This is a genomic window from Aminobacter sp. Y103A, assembly GCF_030294925.1.
Taxonomy (GTDB): domain Bacteria; phylum Pseudomonadota; class Alphaproteobacteria; order Rhizobiales; family Rhizobiaceae; genus Aminobacter; species Aminobacter ciceronei.
Genome location: NZ_AP017986.1, coordinates 1,429,665 through 1,453,090 on the forward strand (window position 1 = coordinate 1,429,665; position 23,426 = coordinate 1,453,090).

Below are 23,426 nucleotides of genomic sequence, written 5' to 3' on the forward strand. Positions count from 1 at the left end.
GGCACGAGTCGGGCCCCGACACCATTCCGGCATGCGGCGATTGACCTGCAGCAAGGCGGCGCGGCCCACACGGCGAAGCGGGCTCACTGCAGACCGGACGTCTGTCGAAGCAGACAAGTCCGTCGCACAACGATGTCATAGGCCGCGCGCGAGTGGAGATGCACGTGCTGGATAAAACGCAGATGGAGCGGCTCGAGGCAAAAGCGGTCAACTCCGCCAAGACACGACAGCCGCTCTATGCTCCGCGCAAGAAAATCTTCCCTAAACGCGCCTCGGGCAGCTTTCGCCGCTTCAAATGGCTGGTGATGGCGATCACGCTGGGCATCTATTATCTGATGCCCTGGTTGCGCTGGGATCGAGGTCCGTTTGCTCCTGATCAGGCCGTGCTGATCGATCTTGCCAACCGCCGTTTCTACGTCTTCTTCATCGAGATATGGCCGCAGGAATTCTACTATGTCGCCGGCCTTCTGATGATGGCCGGCATCGGCCTCTTCCTGATCACGTCCACCGTCGGCCGCGCCTGGTGCGGCTATACCTGCCCGCAGACGGTATGGGTCGATCTTTTCCTAGTTGTGGAGCGGGCGATCGAAGGCGATCGCAACGCTCGCATGAAGCTCGACGCCGGCCGCTGGACCGCGCGCAAACTGGTGCTGCGTGTGTCGAAACACGCCATCTGGCTGGTCATAGCGGCAGCTACCGGCGGCGCCTGGATCCTCTATTTCGCCAATGCGCCGACGCTGATCGGCGACGTATTCAACGGCACCGCCGCTTCGGTCGCGTACGTCACCATCGCGGTGCTAACGGCGACCACCTACACGTTCGGCGGGCTGATGCGCGAGCAAGTCTGCACCTACATGTGCCCGTGGCCGCGCATCCAGGCTGCCATGCTCGACGAGAATTCGCTCACTGTGACCTACAATGACTGGCGTGGCGAACCTCGTTCGCGGCACGCCAAGAAGGTCCAGGCTGCGGGGCAGCCGGTCGGTGACTGCGTCGACTGCAATGCCTGTGTCGCAGTCTGCCCGATGGGGATCGACATTCGCGACGGCCAACAACTCGAATGCATCACTTGCGCGCTGTGCCTTGATGCCTGCGACGGCGTCATGAACAAGCTCGGCAAGGAGCGCGGGCTGATCTCCTATGCGACGCTGTCCGACTACAACGCCAACATGGCGGTGGCGACCGCAGGCGGCTCCGGTCCCGTGAACCCTTCACTCGTCAGAACGGCCGACAGCACATTCTCCGCCAGGTTGGCGCATTTCCATATTCGCAAGATCTTCCGGCTGAGGACCTTCTTCTACATGGGCGCGTGGACGGCGGTCGGGCTTGCCTTGATCTATTCGCTGCTGACGCGCGACCGACTCGAGATCAACGTCCTGCACGACCGCAATCCGCAATTCGTGACCCTGTCCGACGGCTCGATCCGCAACGGTTACACCGTCAAGCTGCTTAACATGATCCCCGAGCCAAGGACGATCGTCGTCACGATGCAGGGCTTGCAGGGAGCCGAAATGAGCGTCGTCGGCAGTGATCTGCCGGCAGCTCGCTTGTTCGCCATCGCGGTCGAACCCGACCGGCTGAACATGCTGAAGGTTTTCGTGCGCCAGCCAGCGGGTGAGGTTCGGCACGCTGCACAAACCTTCAAGTTCCGCGTCGAGGACAGAGCGAGCTTCGAATCGGACGAATACACCGCCACCTTCAACGCACCGGAGATCGCCAGATGAGCACCAATACGCAAAAGACGCGTGAGTTCACCGGCAGGCACATGCTGCTCACCATTCTCGGCTTTTTCGGCGTGATCATCGCGGTCAATCTCACGATGGCGACACTCGCCAGCACGAGCTGGACCGGCCTTGTCGTCGAGAACACCTATGTGGCCAGCCAGCAATTCAACCGAAAGGCCGAGGAAGGGCGCGCGCAGGCGGCACTCGGCTGGACCGGCAAACTGACGATCGCTCGGGGTGAGGTCCGCTACAGCTTGAGCGATACCACCGGCAAGCCGGTCCCGTTGCATGGCGTCAAGATACTGTTTCGTCATCCCGCCTACGAGGCTGGGGACAAGGCCGTCACTCTCGCCCTCGTCTCGGACCAGGAATTTGCCGCGCAGCACTTGCCAAGGGATGGCGTCTGGATCGTCGAAGTCGACGCCGATGCCGGTCTGACAGAGCCCTATCGCGACGTTCGCCGGATCATGATTTCGCAAGGAGCGCTGCAATGAGCTGTTGTGCACCCAGCGCGGAACTGGCGCTGGATCTGACCAGTACCACATCGGTCCTGCCGTCTAGCCAGGAGATCAGGTTGGCGAGCCGATCGCTTGGCGACAATCTTTGGCAGACCGACCTTTCAGTGCCGACGGTTCACTGCGCGGCGTGCATCCAGGCCATCGAGACGGCTCTCGGAAGGCTCGATCGCGTCGAAGGCGCTCGTGTCAACCTGTCGACGAAACGGGTCGCGATCCGGTGGCGTGGGGACTCTGTGCCTCCGTTTGTCGCCGCGCTGGGACGGCTGGGCTTTCAGGCGCACCTGTTCGAAGCCGACCCTGATAAGAAGGACAAGACGCTTGCCGAGCTGATCCGCGCGGTCGCGGTCGCCGGGTTCGCCGCCGGCAACATCATGCTTCTTTCGGTCTCGGTCTGGTCCGGCGCCGAAGGTGCTACCCGCGACCTGTTTCACTGGGTCTCTGCATTGATCGCCATCCCGGCGCTCACCTTTGCCGGCGGCATCTTCTTCCGCTCGGCCTGGAATGCACTGCGCCACGGCCGCATGAACTTGGACGTGCCGATCGCGGTTGGGGTGTCGCTCGCTTATGCCATGAGCCTCTACGAGACGATCAATCATGGCGATCACGCCTATTTCGACGCGTCCGTATCCCTGCTGTTTTTCCTGTTGATCGGCCGCACCCTGGATCACGTCATGCGCGAACGGGCACGGACCGCCGTGAAAGGCCTGTCCCAGTTGGCCGCACGTGGCGCCATGGTGCTGCGCGGCGATGGCGCGCGCGACTACCTGCCGGTTGGCGAGATCGAACCGGGCATGCAACTGCTGGTCGCCGCCGGCGAAAGGGTGCCTGTCGACAGCAGGGTCATTCGCGGCGCGTCGGATCTCGACTGCTCGCTGGTTTCCGGCGAGAGCACACCGAAAACCGTGGCGTCCGGGGAACAGGTTCAGGCCGGCACGCTCAATCTTACCGGCCCGCTGACCATCGAAGCGACCGCTGCCGCAAAGGACTCCTTCCTGGCGGAAATGGTTCGGCTGATGGAAGCCGCCGAAGGTGGTCGTGCGCACTATCGGCGGATCGCCGACCGTGTCTCGGCGCTCTACGCGCCGGTGGTCCATCTCACCGCCTTCGTGACGTTCCTTGGCTGGATGGCGGTAACCGGCGACTGGCACCGGGCAGTGACGATCGCGATCGCCGTTCTCATCATCACATGCCCGTGCGCGCTCGGTCTGGCCGTGCCGATCGTGCAAGTGGTCGCGGCGCGCCGCTTGTTCGAAGCCGGCATGATGGTCAAGGACGGATCGGCCATGGAGCGCCTGGCCGCGATAGACGTGGCGGTATTCGACAAGACGGGCACGCTAACGCTCGGTCAGCCCAGGCTGGTCAACGCGTCGACCATCGATCCGGCGATGCTGGCGATCGCAGCCGACATGGCGGCGCACTCCCGTCACCCGTTCTCGAAGGCCATCGCCGCATTCGCGGGTTTTGCCGGCCAGCCGAAGCTGGAAGCCGTCAGCGAGCACCCGGGTCTCGGCATCGAAGCGACGACCGCGGACAGCACCTGGCGTCTTGGCCGGCGCGGCTGGGCCGGATGGAAAGCCCGGACCGGTGGCGAAGGCAAGTATGGCGGCTATGGCGGGACGGTGCTTTCGAAGAATGGGAGGATCGTCGCCTCCTTCAAGTTCGAGGACGCTAGGCGCGCCGACGCCAAGGCGGCGGTCGGACAATTGAAGGATGCCGGCGTGTCGGTCGAAATGCTGTCGGGCGATACCCCGGACGCTTGTGGCGATGTCGCAAGAATATTGGGCATCGACCGTTTTGTTTCGGCGCTGCTGCCGTCCGAGAAGGCTGAGCGGATCGAAGTGCTGACCAAGGCCGGCCACAAGGTCCTGATGGTGGGCGACGGGCTCAACGACACGCCAGCGCTGGGCGCGGCGCACGTCTCGATCGCTCCCGCGACCGCCGCCGATATTGGCCGCAACGCGGCCGATTTCGTGTTCCTGCGTGAAAGCCTTTCGGCCGTACCCCTTGCGCTGGACGTCTCGCGGAAGGCAGGGCGGCTGATCCGCCAAAACATAGCCATCGCGATCATCTACAACGCTGTTGCCGTGCCGATCGCCATCTTCGGCAACGTCACGCCGTTGATCGCCGCGGTCGCGATGTCCGCCTCATCGCTGCTAGTGATCGGAAACGGGCTGCGGCTGCAGGGCTTTAGGCTCGCCGAGCTGACGAGGGCTTCTTCGGCAACGCATTCCGGCATTCACCCATCAGCGCGGTCATCATGACGATACTCGTCTACCTCATGCCAGTCGCCCTATTTCTTGGCGCACTGGGGCTGACTGGCTTTCTGTGGGCGTTGAAGAGTGGCCAATATGAGGATCTTGACGGAGCCGCTGAGCGCATCCTCCGGGACGACAAGCCGGAACGCTGAGCCAGACCGCTGTTCCTGACGCTGTGCTGACGCCGGCCGTCAGCCGACTCGGAATAACGATTGAAGCTCCACAACCAGTTAAGTCGCTTAACGTAGATTTGTGAAAAGCCCCTGTCCCTCGAAGGACTGCGTCGCCGGTCCCGCCCCAACATAGACGCGGCCAATGTCATAACGTACGCAAAGCTGATGTTCATGTTCACGATAGGTGCGGACACGGGGTTGCAGTTACACTTGTTTGGGTTCAACTGCAGGTTTCGTGCACCCAATTTCGTCCAGATAATCGGCCCACCACTGCACCATACTGACGCGCTTTTCCCAGTGCTCTGCCCTGGCGTAAGTGCGCCGAACGTCGTTCTTTTCAATATGGGTCAGCTGTCTCTCTTGCGTCTGGATGCCACTTGCCGCATTCATTCAACAGAGTTGATGCCGTTGCTCGGAAACCGTGAGCCGCTGCTTTTTCTTGCTGTAACCCATGCGACGCAGGGCGGCGTTAAGTGTATTGTCGGAAATCGGACGAGAACCCGATCGCACACTTGGAAACAGCAGCGCCTCGCCGCCGGAAATGTCTCTGAGCTCGGTCAGGATTTTGATGACCTGCCTCGAAAGTGCAACGCGGTGCGGCCGCCGCATTTTCATGCGTGCTTCCGGGATGGTCCACACCGAACCTTTGAAGTCGAACTCTTCTTATCCGGCGGCTCGCAACTCGCCGGGGCGGGGAAACAGTAGGCGCAGTTATGCGACGCTAAGTTTCCGGAAATAGCTTAGGAAACAGTTCGTCCAACGTGTCGACCGGGAAGCGTAGCGATACCGGTCCTTTCGGGGTATCGGACGCAAGCAGGCCAAGCTCGAGCACCTCGGTAAACACGCGGCGGGCCGTACGTTCCGGCAAGCCAGCGATACGTGAGGCCTCACCGCGATCGAACTCGCCGCGCAGAAGCGCCTCCTCGAGCAGCCGGAAAGCTTCGGGCTTCAGGTCGTAGCGTTGAACGAACCGCTGCAGGCGCCGGGCTAGTTGGTTCAAATCGAACAGGCTCGACATGAAACTGACCTGGTCGATGCATACGCGTAGAAACCATAAGGTAAAATCCGCCAGCGCCCGCATAGAAAGATTGCCGCGGCCGTCGCGATCGCCTTGGCGTGGCATGTCGGCGTGATCCATCATGCGTTTATAGTCGCCGCGGCTTTCCAGACCCCGCGCCAGGCCTCGGGAAATCGACCACAGCCCATGCGCGGCGATTCCTGCCTCATGGGCCATGGCGTGACTCATCAAGCGGCTGACGCGTCCATTGCCGTCTGGGAAGGGATGAATGTAATTGAACCGATGATGCGCGGCCGGAATCGCCAATATCCTAGCCGCTTTGCCCGTACGTTGGAAGCGGTACCGGCTAGCGAAATGCTCCATGAACGCTTCGACGCGATCGCTTGACGGCGGCTGGTGGCGGCCGACAGTGACATCATGTTCGGGCTGTGATCGCCACCGACCCGGAACCATCAAGAATTCTCTGTCTGCGCCGCGAATGCGCAACATCGCCTCATCGGCGTCACGGTAGAATTCCGCATGCAGCCAGCGCAAAAAATCAAGCGAAGCCGGTTCTGGGAGCTGACCCTCTGCGGCCAGGCGATCGATTTCCCCCTGCAGTCGAACATGGGCCGCGGCTTCCACCTGCAGGTTGCGTCGTTCCTGGTCTTTGTCGAATTCGCCGGCGAGGGCGCGTTCGATGTCGCGGGGGCGCGTGTTGTGGCCCTCGATCAGGTTGCTGTAATAGGTGTTCATGATGCGCACGAGATCCGCCAGGTTCGCGGCCGTGCGCGGATGCAGCTTGGCGCCGAGAACCGCCGAGCTTGCTGACAGCTCAGCCAGCGCGTCGGAGATAGGCTCCGCAACGTCTTCCAGGCGCGCCGGCTCGATGCGCTGTACGGTCTCTTCCATGATTGGCCGATGTTAGATCGCGCTAAGTACGTATATGTCAACAGAAATTTTAGCTGAGCGCCCATAACTGGCCGATCATTTGGCCGATGTTAGGCGCTACCTCAGCTTCACCGAGACGGTTGATCGACGACGCCAATGCCGATGCCGATGATGGCCGATATTCGCTATGCTTAGCGCATTGATAGCATATACAAATTTGCGATCGGTAGGTCGATTTGGCCGATCGCTTGGCCGAACTTCGCCGGTCGCGCCGGCTAGGATATACGACCAGGAAAATACAGGCGACTCCAAATGATTCTCCAGAGATTGCGGAAGCACGCGACGCTGCGACCAGGCTGCGCGAGGACTCGAACGAGGCAGCCCAATATCTGCTGAGCTCTGCGAGCGCGTGTGGAAGCCCGATGCGGGCCGCCAGGTTCTCACGTTTGCGTTTGAGCGCGATCCATTCGCTCTCAAATCGCAACTGGCGTCTTTGACGCTGGATTTGAACCCACAATAGGTACGCGCCGACAAGAGCAAATACGCCTGCACAACGTCTGGAAAGCTCGCCCGTTGCCACAATATCTCGAGCAGGCCGAAGCACACGTCTTCGTCGCGGGCGGCACTCTTTCCCCAATAGGCGAATGGGCGGCGTCAACCGGACACATCTCCATCAGCGTGCCATCGAGGTTCGGAATCCAGAGGTGCCAGGATCGGTCCTCCCAAGAGCGGCATCATGTTGATGACCCGACCATTCAAGGTTTCGATGTTGAGATGTCGCAGCTTTTTCAACTCGGAGAGCTTCGCTTTCTCCATCAGGGGTGTTCTCGCGTGAGAGACAAAACCGCGTGATTGTTACGGGCATGGTTGGGTGGGAAATACCATCTGTCGCCTTCCGGTGATGCCGCGAATGGTCGCATTTGACCCCGGCAGTCCAAAACACCGCGCAAACGGAAGGCTCTTCCATCAATCCGGTCATTCGAGGATCGGGTCCGCGTGGCTCGATGTAGCAGCCATCCTGGCCTCAAGGCGCGCGGCCTTTTCAGGCGTGTCGATGTATTGAGATAACCTCGGCCGGGGACCGAAAACATTCCGGCAGATGATATGCACCTCTTTCCCAAGTCGCCGCACTCTAGTGGTGATGGTCGGCACGATCGCGCCATGGGCGCGGATCAGGTCGTCGCTAGAGCGATCCTGGCCGATGGTCATGCGATAGGAAAACTGCGCGATCGTGCGATTGAGTTGCCGCACCTTGTGGCTGTCGGAGATATCGCGATGGCGCGAGATCATGTTCACCGGCCCGCGCTTGCTGGAACCGCGCACAAGCATGTGCGCCGAAACCGGGAAGATCAGCTCGACCTCGCCGGAATGCTCGTAAGGCGTACGCGCATGGAACGCCTGACGCGGATCGTAGCTGCAGACCGGATTGTCCGATGTGAGGAAAGGCGTGCTTGTCCTGTTGTGGAGCACCTCGAAGCCGAGGCGGAAACAGAGGTCGCCGAAATCCTTGAACTCACCTTTCATTGCCAGCAGCGTTTCATGTGGGTTGACGCCTATCGGCACGGTGTCGAACTGGCCCGCATAGCGCTCGAGCGGCGGAGGAAGGACGCCGAGTTCTTCGCCGATCTTGTGCTCGCAGCGGATTTTGGCCTCGATCATCAGCGCGTGCCGATCGCGCGTCGCCGGAACACGCGCGCGCAAGATCGTTTGCATGCCGAGCACGTTGAAGGAGATGGCGGCCGACAGGCGGCGTGCCGCGAGCGCCCCGCCGAGGCGGAGGATCGTGCCATCCCAGGTCATTGGGAGGGTGATCTGCTCACCGGTGCTAACGACACGAACATCGCCACCCTCGTCGAGCGACACAGCCGGTTCACTATGCTTGTGAAGTTGGCGAGAAGGGACTCGGCGACCGTCGTGAGGGCCATCGCCGAGAAGATCGGCACATTGCCCGAAGAGTTGCGGCGCTCGTTGACATGGGACCAGGGCAAGGAGATGGCTCGTCACAAGAGCTTCACCGTTGCCACCGACCTACAGGTCTACTTCTGCGATCCGCGCAGTCCCTGGCAGCGCGGCAGCAACGAAAATACCAACGGTCTGCTCAGGCAGTACTTCCCCAGAGCAACCAACTTCTCCCACGTCTCGCAGGACCAACTCAACGCCGTCGCCCTGCGGCTCAATCAGCGCCCCCGAAAAATCCTGGACTTCGAAACGCCGGCCGATAGGCTACAGAGGGTGTTGCAATGACCTATTGAACTCACCGCCTGATTCCAGACATTGCTATAGTTCTTATCCGACCCCTAAAGCGGACGTCCCCGTGATAGGAAATCGATGTCCTCCCGGACGCCGTCAAGGCAGTAGTCGCAGCCTCATGACCGCTTTCGACCAGAGTGATTTCTCAGTAAGGTATCCTCAGGCGATTCTGACGGTTTGGTGCCAAGCGTCGGATTCCGCAACACGGAGTGAATATCTAGTAGCTTACAAGGACAAAGCATAGGAATTCGGATGGCTCGCGGTGAATTAATGAAGAAATTGCTGGCGAGCTATGGCCGCGACGATGAGTTTCGTGCGGTTGCCGAGCAGATAATCGTCGAGGAAGAAAAGAAGAACAACAAGGTTCTTGCGCGCACTCTTCGCAAGACTCTCGAAAGCGGTCCTTCGCCGAGCGGGCCTAGGTCCATGAAATCGCTTGCGCCACTCATCCCGTTTCCGGATGCCGCCAAGGACTTTGTCGAGCGGGTCGAGCCGACGCATACAACCAAAGACGTCGTTCTCAGCGCTTCCAACACGCGTGTCTTCATCGGTCTCCTCAAGGAATTCCGACGGGCTGAAGAAATCCGGCGCAGGGGTTTGCCTGTGCGATCAAAGCTCCTGTTTTGCGGACCGCCCGGTTGCGGCAAGACCGTATCAGCGGAGGTTTTTGCCGCTGAGCTCGGCTTGCCGATGTTTGCCGTCAAACTCGACCAGCTGATTTCCTCCTATCTTGGGGAAACCGCGAGCAATCTTAGGAAGATCTTCGACTTCGCCCGGAAGCAGCCTTGTGTTCTTTTTCTCGACGAGTTCGACGCATTGGCGCGGTCTCGCGATGATTCAAGCGAACACAACGAGCTCCGGCGCGTCGTCAATAGTCTGCTCCTGTTCATCGACCGCCTCAGACCCCAGGGCTTCCTGATCGCCGCAACAAACCTCGACCACGCTCTCGACAGCGCGATCTGGCGGCGGTTCGACGAGGTGATCTGGTTTGACAAGCCGGATGAGCAGCTGATCGGCCGCTACCTACGCACAAAATTCCGAAATGTGTCGACGGCCTTCGATGTCGGAACGAAGGCTGGTGAACTGATCGGGTTATCCTACGCGGAGATCGAGCGCGTCTGCATTCAGGCGATAAAGTCGGCGGTCATCGAAAAGCGCAAGGACGTCAGGGAGCGGGATTTCAATGCCGCCATCCTCGACGAACAGCGTCGCAGTGCGGGTCGGTCGCGCCTCACCAGCCAGTCGTAGGAGGCCGCTTTAATGGCCCGGTACGACCATTTGCAGCTCGCAAGGCTGCCGGAGCAACTCGAACGCCGCAAGCGCCCGGGCTTTGGTGCAGCACCGGAGCGCGACCGTCCTGATCACAGCCGCCGAATCGCCGAGGAGCTCAACGATGCGGTCGCGGTTCAGCAGCGTCGGCGTCCTCCTGGGACCGTCAATCCATCTCTGATCCTTCGTGTCCGCATGACGGGTTCGCTGCTCGAAAGCGACTGGGAGGATCTAGGCCTAACGGTGCTATCGAGCGACGCTGACCGAACTCTTGTTCTTTTTTCGTCAAACGACGAATTGGACGACTTCCGGGCGCGGATCGTCGCCTATGGCGGTCCGATCCCGGCTGGGCAGGCGGGCGCTCCGTATGCGACCTTCGTCGCCTCGATTGCATCGGTTGGTACGGTCGATCCAAGAGATCGGATTGGGATGCGCCTGAGAGAAGAGGGCTACACCGATTCCGAAGACTTCGACGCCGTCGGTGAGTTGATCGCCGACCTGGAGCTCTGGGATCTGGGCCGACGTGACCTACGTCAGCGCAAACTTGCCGACATCGAAGCCTATGTGGTCGCTCGCGGCGGCGAATGGCTCGACGAGTATATTGGGCCGTCGATCACCATGGCACGTATCCGCGCCAGCGGAGAGGTTTTTCGATCGTTGCTTTCGCTTGAGGACGTCGCGTCCATCGACCTTCCGCCGTCCCCGGACGTTGCAACGGCAGAAGCCATGCGCCTCGAACTAGGCGAACTACCGGAGCCGGGGCTCCTTGGTGAAGACGCGCCGCTCATCGGCGTGATCGACAGCGGCGTCAATGACCATCCCCTAATTGAGGACATCCTCGTGGGCGCGATCGGCGTTCCCGAACGTCTGGGCACTGCCGACGAATGGGGGCACGGAACGCGCGTTGGCGGCGTGGCCGTATTCGGAGATCTTCGTGCTCAGCTTGCCGGCGGTGCCCTCGCGCGCGCAGCGCGTCTTTGTTCCGCCAAAGTCGTCAACGAGCGCGGCGATTTCGATGAGCGGCGACTGGTACCCTCTCAGATGCGAGAGGCGGTCACTGCGCTTCACGCCCGTTTTGGATGCCGGCTGTTTGTCATAGCGCTAGCCGACCGCAAGCGCGTCTATGACGGTGAGAAAGTCGGCACCTGGGCCGCGACACTGGATGAACTCGCGCGCGAACTTGATGTTGTGATCGTGGTCTCGGCCGGCAACCGTGCCCCGCGTGCGGGCAACAGGATCGAACAGGCCGTGACGGAGTATCCCCGCTACCTAATCGAAGAGGGCAATCGGATTTTTGAGCCCGGCGGCGCCATCAACGTTGTGACGGTCGGGTCTCTCGCCCATGGCAATGGGCTCGATGCGCGGCTCGGCGCAGAGGTTGCGGTGCGGCCGATCACGCAGGAGGGCGAGCCGTCGCCATTTACGCGGGTCGGGCCCGGGGTGGAGGGATCGGTCAAGCCGGATTTCATCGATCTCGGCGGTACAATGATCGTCGACCCACTCGTTCAGAGACTACGCGACGGCGGCGACATCGCGAGCGCCGGCCTGCTCACGCTTCATCATCGGCCGATTGAGCAATTGATTACCAGCGGATCGGGCACCTCCTATGCGGCGCCGATCGTCGCCTTCAAGGCGGCGCAGGTGCTGTCCCGGTTTCCAGAGGCGTCGGCCAACCTCGTACGCGCCCTACTTGCCACATCGGCGACTGTACCTGAGGCCGCATACCAGCGTTTGTCGCCGTTGGGCGACGACGCAGTCCGGAACGTGTGTGGTTACGGGCAGATCAATCTGGAGCACGCCGCATTCTCCGATGACGCACGCGTCGTGCTCTATGCGGAAGACGAGCTGGCGATGGATTATTTCGCCATCTACGAGCTGCCGGTCCCAGCATTATTTCAGAGCACAAATGGCCGGCGCACGATCCGCGTTTCGCTTGCGTACGATCCGCCGGTCCGTCACAGCCGCAATGACTATGCCGGCGTCGGTATGAGTTTCCGCCTTGTGCGGGGATGCGAGCCGGCGCTGATCTCGGAACACTATCGCCGCAGACCGCGTGACGAGGCGATCCCCGACATCGCGAATCGGTTCCAGTGTAAGATGGTCCCCGGTCCGCAATCGAGGGAGAAGAGTACGCTCCAGTCGGCTACTGCGACGTTCAAGACCGACATTTCGAACTACGGCGATCGCTATTACATCGTCGTTCGATGCGAAGCCGGGTGGGCGACGGAGCTTGACCGCCAACGGTTTGCCATCGTCGTGCAGGTCGCACACGAAGCCGAGATTCAAATCTACCAGCAGATACGCCAGCGTATCCAGCTCCGCGGTTGAACCGGTGAAGGCGGACATTGATATGTGCTCGACCCATACGCTCACCGGGTCGCGTTTATCGCAATTCTCGCAGATCGTCGGATTGGGGGGCGTGTGTTCGGCCGGGCACACGCGCACGAAATGGTAAATCCTGTCCAACTCGCCGCCCAGCTCCGCTTTCATTTGAGCGAATTGGGTTCCCGTAACGCGCATCACGAGTTCGAGCATCTCGCACGCCACCTTGCCCGCGCCCGCATCTACAGCAACATCCTGCCTGCGACGGGCCCTGTCAGCGCCGGTGGGGACGGAGGCCGCGATTTCGAGACGTTTCGAACCGGGATTGCGCTACCCGTGGCCGGCTCCCGGTTCGCGGCGCGCTCATCGCGAGAATGGGCGGTCGCGTTTGCCTGTAGTCTCGAAAAGCGCATAGAAAGAAAGATCCGTAGCGATGTCGAAAAGATCCTCGCGACCGGCAAGGTCGACGAGATCGTCTATTTCTGCGAGGCGAATCTCCCGATTGCCAAACGCCAGGAATTTGTAACCGCGGCCAGCGGCATGGGGGCTGAGCTCCAAATCTTCGACGGCAATACCATTGCAGAGTGGTTGGCTGAGCCCGACCTGTTCTGGATCGCGGAGGAATTTCTGCACGTCCCAGCCGAGATCAGCCCACAGATGCAGTCGGACGACGACGGCTATGCGCAGCATAAGGTGGACTGGAAGGCTCGGACGGTGCTTCCGATCAGCCGCGCCGACTTCGTTGCGATCAAAGCGGGTTTGCGTCACGCTACGTTTGAACCTGTCGCACGGCCGGACCTATCATTCTGGATAGAGAGAATGGCGGGCTTCCTCGTGCCGATGGCGCCGCGCGATCTGGTTCGCTCGGCGAGTTATGAGATAGCCGTGGCTCATCTGCGTGGTCGCGGCGACATGACCAGTCAGGCTCATCTGGTTGCCGACTACTTCGTTGACGTCGAAGCCCATACAGACATCGGCGATCTGACTACGGCTGCGACGCTACTGACCTACGCGTTTGGCGGGTACTGGCTGGGACAGTTTCTCACGAAGGAGTCCGATCTGCATGACTATCGGTGCAAACTCGCAGATGCCGTGCAATCAGAACTCGACGAAGCGATCGGTCCGGGACGAAGGGCGGGCCTGCTGCACGTGCGGGCCCTTCTAGCGCAGACGCCTGCAGGACCCGGCCTGGCGCCCGATTTTTCTGCTGTGATCGCACTCTGGAACGCGATGTTGGACAGCGCCGAGCAAGCGTCACTTTATCCGATCGAAGCATTTGCGGATTTGCTGGTCGAGATAGTCAAGCTCCGCGGGGACGATCCGGAGTTGATGGGTCTCGCAGCACGAGCCGATGATCTGCTGGCTGAGCGTATGGGCGGCGTCGCGGCCGGTGAGAAGGCCATCGATCGAGCTCTGTCGCTGCTCGAGCGGGACCAACCCGCGGCTGCCATCCGGGAACTTCATCGAGCCAAAGCCAAGTGGTTCTCTGGTGGGCGATTAGTAGGAGCGGTGCGCATCCTGGTCCTACTTGCCGAACAATATCGCCAACATGGTCTCGCCTATGCTGCGAAGTACCATGCGATGACGGCCGCGCTTCTAACCCGTTACGAGCGGGAGGACGGTGTCCGCCGCCTGCAACCCGAGACTCTGCTCGAGCTGCTCGATGCCGAAGACGGTGCCGGCAATTCGTTTGGGTTTCTTCGGCTGCTTCCCGTGTTCGTTCAAGCCCATATTTTCCATGACGATCATCCACTGAACACAGAGCGGCATCCGCGCCTGCAGAGCAATCTGGGACAGTTGGCGTCCCTACTTGGTTTCGTGAAGCGGGGGAGCCCGACGACACGCCAGGCGCTAGACGAACTCGTTGGCGAGTGGCCTCCCTTGCTCAGAGATCCGATTCTGAGCGCCGCGAACAAGCCTGATGGCTTTTGGAACCGAGGCACCTGGCCGGAGGCGTGGACCGGCCTTGAGGAAGCACTACTCGATCGACCCTTCGGCGATCTCGGGCTCGAACGACACGTCCGCTGGGAGGGGCTGGGCATCCGCTGGACTTGCGTTTTCCTCAACGATTATCGCACGACCCCACCGGCCGAGCAGATTATCGCGGAACTGCAGCTTGTAGTCTTCGCCTTCGCGAACAGGGACCTGGGAATCGTCCCGGTCGATTTCACCATGAATATCGAGGTTTCCGACGCGATTGAGAGACTGACGGTAGAAGAGCTGACCGAGACGCGAGCCGCATTTCGCGTGACGCTGCCGTCGCGGGACCGAGGGCCGGAGGAAAGTGGTGATGTTCTATTGGTGTTCGCTGCGGCCCTTCGCGCAATCTCCGTGCTCGATGATGAGGCCTTAGCTAGGCAATTTGACAGGTCCGTGCTGGAACCAACCTTTGTTGGTCGGCCCTACGCGGAACTGTTCCGGGAGTTTGTTCCTGAGGATCTATTTGCCGAGCTCTTCCGCCAGTCGATCGCGCCTCTCGATCCCGAGCGTCCCTTCGTCAGCCGCGCCGGCGGCCGTGTTCAGTGGTTCGACGGGCCGGGTCCAACGTTCGAGTTGGAACGTGCACTCGGTGACGCGCAAAATAGGTATGACAAAGTCCTTGTATCGCTTCGGTACACAATTTCAGGCATCGCTCACGATCCTGGCACTCGGGCGCGATTGCTCGAGATGCATGAACGAGGCATGAAAGATTGGGAGATTCTGAGCATCTTAAGCAACATCGCGATGGGCATTCGGCTTGATGTGCCGGAAGATCTCCCACTTGAGGAGCTCCGAAGCCGGGGAATGGCCCTGCTAGATAAGGTCGAAACCGAGGCCGATGCGCTCCTACCGGCGGTGTTCACCGATGAGCTGCTACACGCCCATGCCAAGGTTTACCTTGGTGCCTTTTTCAGCAGCTGGCAGCTGCATTGGCCACCAAGCGTGGATTATGAGGGAGCTGAGAAATTTCTGGTATCGCGATTCCGCCTTCGCGACGTTGACGTTCCGCATCAAGATGTATTTGGGTGGGATCAGGATGATGCGCCACTCAACCCATAGGCGATCATCGCGGTGGCTGCTAGCCGCAGGGCACGCGGTATTCTGACGTCTCGATCTGAGCGACTAGCACACACGGTTCACCTGCTCTCGAATGATCGGTAGGCAACGGCACGACCGCTGCCACATTCTTGCTATCGCCTCGAAACAAGCGCAGCTAGGAATGCGTCGGAATATGTTCCGGATAAGGCTCCTCAATGAGCTGCCATTCCGCTTCTGATGCTGTGGACGGCTCTCCTCCGCCTCGCGGTACAATCGCGGGGCTAGAGCTGGAGGAGAGCTGAGATGGACAACGTTACGACGATTGGTCTGGATATTGCGAAGTCAGTGTTTCAAGTCCACGGCGTGGGCGCGGCGGGCGAGGTTGTAGTTCGCAGGAAGCTGACCCGTGGGCGCGTGCTGGCATTTTTCGAGAGTTTACCGGGATGCCTGGTCGGGATCGAAGCCTGCAGTTCCTCGCATTATTGGGCGAGAGAACTTACTGCACGTGGCCATGATGTGCGGCTACTGCCGGCACAGTATGTGAAGCCATATCTGAAGCGGCAGAAGAACGACGCTGCCGATGCAGAGGCGATCTGCGAGGCGGTGACCCGACCGACCATGCGCTTCGTGCCGGTGAAGTCGCCCGAGCAGCAGAGTGTGATGATGCTTCATCGGGTTCGGTTGATGCTCAACCGCCAGCGCACACAGATATCGAACGCGTTGCGGGCGCATCTCTCGGAGTTCGGTATCGTGGCGCCGATCGGGCGGGGCGGCATCGAGCAGCTGCTTGCCGTCATCAACGACGAGAACGACCCGAGGGTGCCAGCTGACGCACGGCTCTGCCTGCAGATGCTCGAGGCGCAGCTCATGGTCGTGAAGGCGCAGATACTCGAGAATGATCGAAGGGTCCGGGCGAGTGCGAGAGAGACCGAGCTTGGTCGCAGGTTGATGGAGATACCAGGCGTGGGCCCGTTGCTGGCGAGTGCGTTCGTGGCGACCGTCGCCGATGCGCACGCTTTCAAGTCGGGGCGCTGCCTCTCAGCCTGGATCGGGCTCGTGCCGAAGCAAAACTCAAGCGGAGGCAAGGAGAAGCTCGGCAGCATCTCCAAAGCGGGCAATCGTTACTTGCGCCAGATGCTCGTGGTCGGCGCGATGGCGGTCATCCGTTATGCCGAGCGGAACGGGACTAGGCGGCCATGGCTCGTGCAGCTGATGACCCGGCGAACGGCCAAGGTTGCAGCGGTTGCGCTCGCAAACAAGACCGCCCGGATGGTCTGGGCGTTGATGACAAGCGGCGAGCGCTACAGGGAGCCAGTCATCGCATAGAACGAGACAAGGCGAGCGAACGCCGACGAGGTTGGAAAGGGCGGACAGGAGCTAATGCACAAAGCCGGTTGATACCGCCGGATCAGGAAACCCCACTTGGGCCGTGCACTTCGAGTGCGAGCTTCCGATCGGGACCTGAGCCGCGCGAATGGCATTATGGCCAGCGGCACATGAAAGCCGCACCTACAGGTCGGATACATGGCCGCACCAACCCAGCAACTGCATGCTCAAGACCCCTTGCCAACGGAGAGCCGTCCATACACGGCCCAGAAATGTGAGGAATTGCGATAACGTTTCGGGCGATCCCGTGATGACCAATCCCACTATAAGCGCGATTATCGCGAAGACTTGGAGCAGCACGATGCCAACGAGCCTGGACCGGAACGGCTCCTTGCGAGTCTTGTGCCGGATCGTTTGCTGAGCGATCACAGTCCCGATGCTACCCCCGATGAAGGCGAGGTACAGAAGCGTCGACTCGGGAATGCGTTGCGCCCTGTTCTCGGCCCTAGCCTTGTCGAACACCATGGCGGCGTATGCCAGCAAGTTTACCGATACAACGTAGCCGACGACCCCGATTGCCAACTGCCCCCGCATGCCCTGCTCCAACTTCGGGCCAGTATAACCGAAGCCCGTTCAGCCAACGCAAATGACAGCAGGTCCATCCCAAAAGGGTCGTTTGAAGCCTCATTCGATGGTGACCGAAGGTCGGCTTTCGCCGATCGGGACCCAAAAGCCAACCGTCCGTTCTCGGCCCCAAACCAGCCACGTTCGTCACGGGTTAATCGACCCTTCTTGTGGACGACGAGACACCGCGGAGGGAATACTAGTCCTCCTCCTGGTCCTTAGGTTCGCCAGACCATACGAGAGAATACGAAGGAAATGTGTGGCCAATTGACTTCCTGTGGAAAACGGATGACCCTCCGGGCCTGCAACATTGGTCGCCCAGTTTCGGTGTTTTCGACGGGGTTCAGTGTGATTTTCGGAGATTGGAGGTTCGTCTCGTCGTTTGGCGAACCGTCGCTGTTGGCTTCCAAACTAGACCCTCGCGAGGATGTATGGACAGCAGGCTTGCCTCGCGTCCCCCGATTGAGACCACCCGCGAGTTTTTGCTCTCGAGTTCATCCAGATAATCGGCCCACCATTGCATCATCCTGACGCGCTCTTCCCAGTGCTCTGCCCGGGCATAGGCGCGCCGAACGTCGTTGTTCTCAATGTGGGCCAGCTGCCGCTCTACGGCGTCCGGGTGCCACTTGCCGCATTCGTTTAGCAGAGTTGATGCCGTTGCTCGAAAGCCGTGCGCGGTAGCTTCTTCTTTGCCATAGCCCATACGGCGAAGGGCGGCGTTAAGCGTGTTGTCGGAAATCGGACGCGAACCCGATCGAACACTAGGAAACAACAGCGATCCACCACCAGAGATTTCTCTAAGTGAGGTCAGGACGCTGACGGCCTGCGTGGAAAGAGGTACGCGGTGCGGCCGTCGCATCTTCATGCGTCCTTCAGGGATGCTCCACACCGAGCTTTCGAAATCGAACTCGTCCCATCCGGCCGCGCGCAGCTCGCCGGGGCGGGGAAATAGCAGGGCCATCAGCTTCAGAGCGGCTCGGGTTGTAGGCTGTCCGTCAAATGCATTAATCGCCCTCAGCAAGCCTCCCAAGGCCTTAGGATCGGTAACCGCGGCACGGGGCGTGACCGTCGGACCGACGAGTGCGCCCCTCAGGGCGATCGTCGGATCTACATCGGCGCGTGCGGTTGCGATTGCATATCGAAACACGCTGCCGATGGTGGAGCGCATTCGCCTGGCCGACTCGTATCGACCACGAACCTCCACGCTGCGGAGAGCGGCAAGAATTGTGGCCGGATCGATCTCCCGAACGCTTTTGTCCCCAAACGTTGGATAGGCAAAGTCGAGCAGCCATTTGACCTTGGTGATGGTCCGGTCGGCACGTCCCTCCTTCTTCAGCTTGTCGACATAGTCCTCCGCGATTGAGCGAAAGGTGTCCTCCGCCGAAGCCTTTTGCGACTTACGCTCCTGTGCGGGGTCGATGCCACGTAGGAGGAGACGTTTGGCGGTATCGCGCGCCTCGCGTGCCTCAGCGAGGGAGATGAGGGGATAGCTGCCCAACGCCAGAAGCTTCTGCTTGCCGCCAAAACGATAGGCGAGGCGCCATAGGCGAGATCCGGTAGGCTGCACCCAAAGCTGGAGCCCGCCACCGTCAGACAATTTCACGAGCTTGGAAGCGGGTCGGGCATTACGGCATTTTACGTCGGAAAGAGCCATTTTCGGGACCTCCATTTGGCTGCATCGATACCATCAGGATCTCCAATACCAGCGAAAATACCAGCCCCCCGCCTCGTTGGACCAACTGCGCCGAAATTCCACGAAACCCGACCATCCGCGCTTTGGTCAGCGAAATCAGTAAGTATTTCAGCTAGTTGCCGAGACAGGAGAGTAGAAGCTTCGGCGAAAGGGACTGTCGGGAGAAGAGGGGATGGTGCCCAGACGCGGATTCGAACCACGGACACGCGGATTTTCAATCCGCTGCTCTACCAACTGAGCTATCTGGGCCTAGTTCCAGGATCGGGCGAGAGCCTTGATCCGGATGCCTTGAGTGGTGCGCTGCACCCTGAAAGCGGGTGGGTTATAACACGAGATTTGCCGCTGTCCAGCGCCTGCGAGATGTTTTTCTGGAAGAAATCACAGGCCGTTGCGTAAGCTGCAAATGCCGCTCGGCGTTATCAGCCGGCTTCGCTGTTTCCGTCCGAATCCTCGTCTTCGTCGTCACGGACCGGAATGGCGTAGCTACCCGAAAGCCAGCGGTTGAGATCGACCGCCTTGCAGCGTGGCGAGCAGAACGGATAGGTCTCGCGCGCCGATGGCTTGCTGCATTCCGGGCAGGAGATCTTGGCACGCAGCGGCGTGACGACGGCGGCTGGCTTGTCGGTCATACGCGCGCGCCGACCTGCCAGTTGAGCTGGACCTGGTAACCTTCGCCCGACAGCAGCGACGTGGTCTCGTAGAGCGGCAGGCCCACCACATTGGTATAGGAGCCGACGAGCTTGACGACGAAGGTGCCGGCGAGGCCCTGGATGCCATAGCCGCCGGCCTTGCCGCGCCATTCGCCCGAGGCGAGGTAGTTTTCCATGTCCTGCTTCGACAGGCGCTTGAAGCGCACGCGCGTCTCGACCAGCCGCTGGCGCAGCTTGCCCGCAGGCGTCACCAGCGCGAGGCCGGTATAGACCCGGTGCGAGCGGCCCGACAGCAACTGCAGGCAATGCAGCGCCTCATCAGAGCTCTCGGCCTTGGGCAGGATGCGCCGTCCCACGGCAACGACCGTGTCGGCAGCAAGAATGAAGCCGGAAGCGGGTTCCGCTTCCTTGGAAAGGACGTCATGCGCCTTTTGCGCCTTGGTCACCGACAGGCGCTTGGCCAGCGAGCGCGGATGCTCGGCGCGCATCGGGCGTTCGTCGACATCCGCGGGGAACAGGCGATCAGGCTCGATGCCGGCCTGCTGCAACAGCTCGACACGGCGGGGCGAACCCGAGGCAAGCACAAGCTTTTGCAGATCGCTCAATCGTTGATCCTGTAGGCTGAGACCGGCCTGCGTGCTTGCAGCAGGCGGCTTACTTGAAGCGGTAGGTGATACGGCCCTTGGTCAGGTCGTAAGGCGTCATTTCGACGAGGACCTTGTCGCCGGTGAGGACGCGGATGCGGTTCTTGCGCATGCGGCCAGCGGTGTGGGCGATGATTTCGTGTTCGTTTTCGAGCTTGACCCGGAACATCGCATTCGGCAACAATTCCGTAACAACGCCCGGGAACTCGAGGACTTCTTCCTTCGGCATTCGGTACCTTTGGTTTGGATGACTTTCCGGCGACCCGGCCGGAATTTGGGCGGAACCTATATGATAATCCACGCTTTGTGAACACGCTTAATCGGCGTCGTTTCCTTGGGCCTCGGCGGCAAATCGATTGGCCATTCTGTGCTTCAGCCGTTCGCGCACGTCGCGGTAGGCGTGCATGATCTGGTCGCGCGTGCCGGTGACGGCGGTCGGATCGGGCGTCGGCCAATATTCGACGTCGACTGCCATCGAGCGGGTGAATTCGAGCGCGGCGTGGTGCGCTTCGGGCGCGAGTGTGACGATCAGGTCGAAATAGTCGTCCTCGAGATCATCGACGGTGCGTGGCTGGTGCTCGTCGAGCCTCATGCCTTCTTCGGCCAGCACGGCATCGACGAACGGGTCGCGATCGCCGGCGCGCACGCCGGCCGACGTCACGAACACCGATGCCGGCAGATGGTGGCGGGCGATCGCCTCGGCCATTGGCGAGCGGACCGAATTCATCCGGCACATGAACAGGATAGAGCGTGGAGAGCTGCCGTTTGCCGCCATCCTCATCCGCGCCAGTGCAATACGCAGATCAGCGTGAACAGGCGGCGCGCGGTGTCGAAATCGATCTCGATCTTGCCGGAGAGCCGGTCGAGCAGGGTTTGCGAACCCTCATTGTGCAGGCCGCGCCTGCCCATGTCGATCGCCTCGATCTGGCTCGGCGTCGATGAACGGATCGCCTCGTAGTAGCTTTCGCAGATCATGAAGTAGTCCTTCACGATCCTGCGGAACGGCGTCAGCGACAGGATGTGGGTGACCACCGCTTCGCCGTGTTCACGCGAGATGGCGAAGACCAGCCGCGCGTCGACAAGTGACAGCTTGAGCCGGTAAGGGCCGTGGCCATCGTCGTTGATCGGGTGGAAGCTGTTTTCCTCGATCAGGTCGAAGATCGCGACCGCGCGTTCGTGCTCGACGTCGGGCGTCGAACGGCCGATCGATTCGTCGAGTTCGACGTCGACCAGGCGGGAGCGTGCGTGGCCTTTGTCGGACATCGCCGCCTACATGTTCAATCTGATGGCGACGGAGCGCGCATGCGCGTCGAGACCTTCGGCCTTGGCCAGCGCGATCGCCGCGGGAGCAAGCTCGCGCAACTGGTCGGGGCCAAGCTTCAGGATCGAGCTGCGCTTGACGAAGTCGAGCACCGTCAGGCCAGAGGAGAAACGTGCCGAGCGTGCCGTCGGCAGCACGTGGTTGGAGCCGCCGACATAGTCGCCGATGACTTCGGGCGTGTGCTTGCCGACGAATATCGCACCGGCATTGCGGATGCGGCCGAGCAGCGTCTCGGCATCGGCGACGGCGAGTTCGAGATGCTCGGCGGCGATGCGGTCGATCAGCGGGATGGCCACGTCGAAGTCGTCGACGACGATGACCGCGCCAAAGTCGCGCCAGCTTGCGGCGGCGGTCTCAGTGCGCGGCAGGAGCTTGATCTGGCGCTCGACCGCAGCTTCCACCGACTTGCCAAAGGCGGCGTCATTGGTGATCAGGATCGACTGTGCGGAGACGTCATGCTCCGCCTGGGCCAGCAGGTCGGCGGCAAGCCAGTCGGGGTCGTTGTCGCTGTCGGCGACGATCAGCACTTCCGAAGGGCCGGCGATCATGTCGATGCCGACCGTGCCGAACACCTGGCGCTTGGCGGCCGCGACATAGGCGTTTCCGGGGCCGACGATCTTGGCGACGGGACGGATGGTCTCGGTGCCATAGGCAAGGGCGGCGACTGCCTGGGCGCCGCCGACGCGGTAGATTTCCGACACGCCGGCGATGTCGGCTGCGACCAGCACCAGCGGATTGATGACGCCGCCTGATGCCGGCACCACGATGACGATGCGCTCGACGCCGGCAACCTTGGCCGGCACGGCATTCATCAGCACCGAACTCGGATAACTCGCCGTGCCGCCTGGAACATAGAGCCCGACCGCCTCGACGGCGGTCCAGCGTGAGCCGAGCTCGACGCCGATCGGATCGACATAGCGGTCGTCCCTGGGCATCTGCCGGGCATGGTGCGAATGGATGCGGTCGCGGGCAAAGCGCAGCGCCTCGACAGTCGCCGGATCGGCATCCTTGTAGGCCTGCTCGATGTCGGCGCGGCTCACCGCGATGCCGAGCGTGCCGAGGTCGGCGCGGTCGAATTTCCTGCTGTAGTCGATCAGTGCCGCATCGCCGCGGCTGCGCACGTCGTCGATGATGGCGCGCACCGTCGCATCGACGTCGGGCGAAATCTCGCGCTTCGTGGTCAGGAAGGCGGCGAAGCGCTTCTCGAAGTCTGCGTCTGATTGGCGAAGCGTGATGGCCATTGTCTGGAAATGCTCAGGTATTGTGGATGGGGCGGGAAGAGGCCTGCCATGCAGCGCCGGTGTCGGTCAGCCGGGCCTCGATGACTTCGACATCGAGGCGGATGGCGGCGTCGCCGGAAAACAGAAGCTCGATCGTGCCGGTCGGACCTTCCTCCTGCGCGAATCCGATCGCCAGAAGCTCCAGCACGTCTTCGGTCTTGGCGCGCGAAATGCCGTGCAATTGCGCCGACAGCACACGGTCGAAATGCAGGATCGACCTGCGCCGCTCGTATCTAGGCCGGAAGAATCCCTTCTTGGTTTCCCAGGCGAAGCGGTTCATCGCCAGCGCAAAACGCTTGGCCGGGGCATCGAAAGCGATGTCGCCGACCCTGATCACCGCATCCTGCACATGCGCCGAAACGATCTCCAGGTCTTCTTCGTCGAGGGCGACTAGTTTGAGCAGGTTCATGTCGGGTCGGCTGCCTGTACGGAAAGGTAATGCTTCCGGCTTTGTTAGGCGGTCTTGACGCT

The 23,426-nt window shown here is 61.1% G+C and carries 20 protein-coding genes, 1 tRNA gene and 2 pseudogenes; 9 read left to right on the forward strand and 14 right to left on the reverse strand.

The window, feature by feature from the left end; translation table 11 throughout:
* The first annotated feature begins 158 nt into the window (after nt 1-158).
* From ccoG to ccoS, 4 genes are read left to right on the forward strand one after another with little or no spacing between them, the layout of a single operon-like run.
* Nucleotides 159-1,724 carry a cytochrome c oxidase accessory protein CcoG gene (gene ccoG, locus Amn_RS06900; RefSeq protein WP_080511944.1) on the forward strand — a complete coding sequence of 522 codons (1,566 nt, stop codon included), beginning with the start codon at nt 159-161 and terminating at the stop codon, nt 1,722-1,724.
* A complete protein-coding gene (locus tag Amn_RS06905) occupies nt 1,721-2,218 on the forward strand; it encodes a FixH family protein (protein ID WP_006329246.1) in 498 nt (165 codons plus the stop codon). The genes ccoG and Amn_RS06905 overlap by 4 nt, the downstream gene beginning before the upstream one ends.
* Nucleotides 2,215-4,503 carry a heavy metal translocating P-type ATPase gene (locus tag Amn_RS06910; RefSeq protein WP_286295281.1) on the forward strand — a complete coding sequence of 763 codons (2,289 nt, stop codon included), beginning with the start codon at nt 2,215-2,217 and terminating at the stop codon, nt 4,501-4,503. Before Amn_RS06905 ends, Amn_RS06910 begins: the two co-directional genes overlap by 4 nt.
* Nucleotides 4,500-4,649 carry a cbb3-type cytochrome oxidase assembly protein CcoS gene (gene ccoS, locus Amn_RS06915; protein WP_006329249.1) on the forward strand — a complete coding sequence of 50 codons (150 nt, stop codon included), beginning with the start codon at nt 4,500-4,502 and terminating at the stop codon, nt 4,647-4,649. The genes Amn_RS06910 and ccoS overlap by 4 nt, the downstream gene beginning before the upstream one ends.
* A 225-nt stretch (nt 4,650-4,874) precedes the next feature.
* On the opposite strand, the pseudogene Amn_RS06920 reads toward ccoS, so the two are convergent.
* From Amn_RS06920 to Amn_RS06935, 4 genes and pseudogenes are all read right to left on the reverse strand, one after another.
* A pseudogene (locus Amn_RS06920) lies at nt 4,875-5,381 on the reverse strand (tyrosine-type recombinase/integrase); the annotation flags it as partial.
* Nucleotides 5,382-5,391: 10 nt separating this feature from the next.
* The gene (locus Amn_RS06925) at nt 5,392-6,579 is read right to left on the reverse strand and encodes a Fic family protein (RefSeq protein WP_006329252.1); all 1,188 of its coding nucleotides are present in this window, start codon (nt 6,577-6,579) and stop codon (nt 5,392-5,394) included.
* A 633-nt stretch (nt 6,580-7,212) separates the two neighbouring features.
* Entirely contained in the window at nt 7,213-7,374 is a 162-nt protein-coding gene (locus tag Amn_RS06930; protein ID WP_202295834.1) for a hypothetical protein, read from the reverse strand.
* A 159-nt stretch (nt 7,375-7,533) separates the two neighbouring features.
* On the reverse strand, nt 7,534-8,370 hold the full coding sequence (locus Amn_RS06935) for a DUF4238 domain-containing protein (RefSeq protein ID WP_286297931.1): 837 nt from the start codon (nt 8,368-8,370) through the stop codon (nt 7,534-7,536).
* Between Amn_RS06935 and Amn_RS06940 the strand changes: the two are divergent.
* The 5 genes and pseudogenes from Amn_RS06940 to Amn_RS06960 all read left to right on the forward strand — a co-directional run.
* Nucleotides 8,287-8,802, forward strand: a pseudogene (locus Amn_RS06940) (IS30 family transposase); the annotation flags it as partial. The gene Amn_RS06935 and the pseudogene Amn_RS06940 sit on opposite strands and share 84 nt — an antisense overlap.
* A gap of 258 nt (nt 8,803-9,060) precedes the next feature.
* A complete protein-coding gene (locus Amn_RS06945) occupies nt 9,061-10,056 on the forward strand; it encodes an AAA family ATPase (RefSeq protein ID WP_135867169.1) in 996 nt (331 codons plus the stop codon).
* A gap of 12 nt (nt 10,057-10,068) precedes the next feature.
* Nucleotides 10,069-12,405 carry a S8 family peptidase gene (locus Amn_RS06950; protein ID WP_244749612.1) on the forward strand — a complete coding sequence of 779 codons (2,337 nt, stop codon included), beginning with the start codon at nt 10,069-10,071 and terminating at the stop codon, nt 12,403-12,405.
* A 120-nt stretch (nt 12,406-12,525) separates the two neighbouring features.
* The gene (locus tag Amn_RS06955) at nt 12,526-15,438 is read left to right on the forward strand and encodes a hypothetical protein (protein ID WP_286295291.1); all 2,913 of its coding nucleotides are present in this window, start codon (nt 12,526-12,528) and stop codon (nt 15,436-15,438) included.
* A 282-nt stretch (nt 15,439-15,720) separates the two neighbouring features.
* Nucleotides 15,721-16,743 (forward strand): IS110 family RNA-guided transposase, encoded by a 1,023-nt coding sequence (locus Amn_RS06960; RefSeq protein ID WP_286295292.1) that lies wholly within the window; start codon nt 15,721-15,723, stop codon nt 16,741-16,743.
* Between the two features lie 183 nt (nt 16,744-16,926).
* Here Amn_RS06960 and Amn_RS06965 read toward each other — a convergent pair whose 3' ends face one another.
* From Amn_RS06965 to Amn_RS07010, 10 genes are all read right to left on the reverse strand, one after another.
* Nucleotides 16,927-17,337 carry a DUF1294 domain-containing protein gene (locus Amn_RS06965; RefSeq protein ID WP_286295293.1) on the reverse strand — a complete coding sequence of 137 codons (411 nt, stop codon included), beginning with the start codon at nt 17,335-17,337 and terminating at the stop codon, nt 16,927-16,929.
* Between the two features lie 373 nt (nt 17,338-17,710).
* On the reverse strand, nt 17,711-19,021 hold the full coding sequence (locus tag Amn_RS06970; RefSeq protein WP_006329277.1) for a tyrosine-type recombinase/integrase: 1,311 nt from the start codon (nt 19,019-19,021) through the stop codon (nt 17,711-17,713).
* Between the two features lie 212 nt (nt 19,022-19,233).
* Nucleotides 19,234-19,309 (reverse strand) — tRNA-Phe (locus Amn_RS06975).
* Between the two features lie 170 nt (nt 19,310-19,479).
* Nucleotides 19,480-19,689, reverse strand: coding sequence for a DNA gyrase inhibitor YacG (gene yacG / locus Amn_RS06980; protein WP_182574837.1), 210 nt, complete (start codon nt 19,687-19,689; stop codon nt 19,480-19,482).
* Nucleotides 19,686-20,315, reverse strand: coding sequence for a Maf-like protein (locus Amn_RS06985; RefSeq protein WP_286295297.1), 630 nt, complete (start codon nt 20,313-20,315; stop codon nt 19,686-19,688). Before Amn_RS06985 ends, yacG begins: the two co-directional genes overlap by 4 nt.
* A 49-nt stretch (nt 20,316-20,364) precedes the next feature.
* On the reverse strand, nt 20,365-20,583 hold the full coding sequence (gene infA, locus Amn_RS06990) for a translation initiation factor IF-1 (protein WP_006200926.1): 219 nt from the start codon (nt 20,581-20,583) through the stop codon (nt 20,365-20,367).
* Between the two features lie 87 nt (nt 20,584-20,670).
* On the reverse strand, nt 20,671-21,129 hold the full coding sequence (locus Amn_RS06995; RefSeq protein WP_432284814.1) for an arsenate-mycothiol transferase ArsC: 459 nt from the start codon (nt 21,127-21,129) through the stop codon (nt 20,671-20,673).
* 2 nt (nt 21,130-21,131) lie between these two features.
* Nucleotides 21,132-21,617, reverse strand: a complete 486-nt coding sequence (locus tag Amn_RS07000) for a UPF0262 family protein (RefSeq protein WP_067965312.1) — start codon at nt 21,615-21,617, stop codon at nt 21,132-21,134.
* A 6-nt stretch (nt 21,618-21,623) separates the two neighbouring features.
* Nucleotides 21,624-22,916, reverse strand: coding sequence for a histidinol dehydrogenase (gene hisD, locus Amn_RS07005; protein WP_286295769.1), 1,293 nt, complete (start codon nt 22,914-22,916; stop codon nt 21,624-21,626).
* Between the two features lie 13 nt (nt 22,917-22,929).
* Entirely contained in the window at nt 22,930-23,364 is a 435-nt protein-coding gene (locus tag Amn_RS07010; protein WP_286295771.1) for a DUF2948 family protein, read from the reverse strand.
* Between the last annotated feature and the right edge of the window lie 62 nt (nt 23,365-23,426).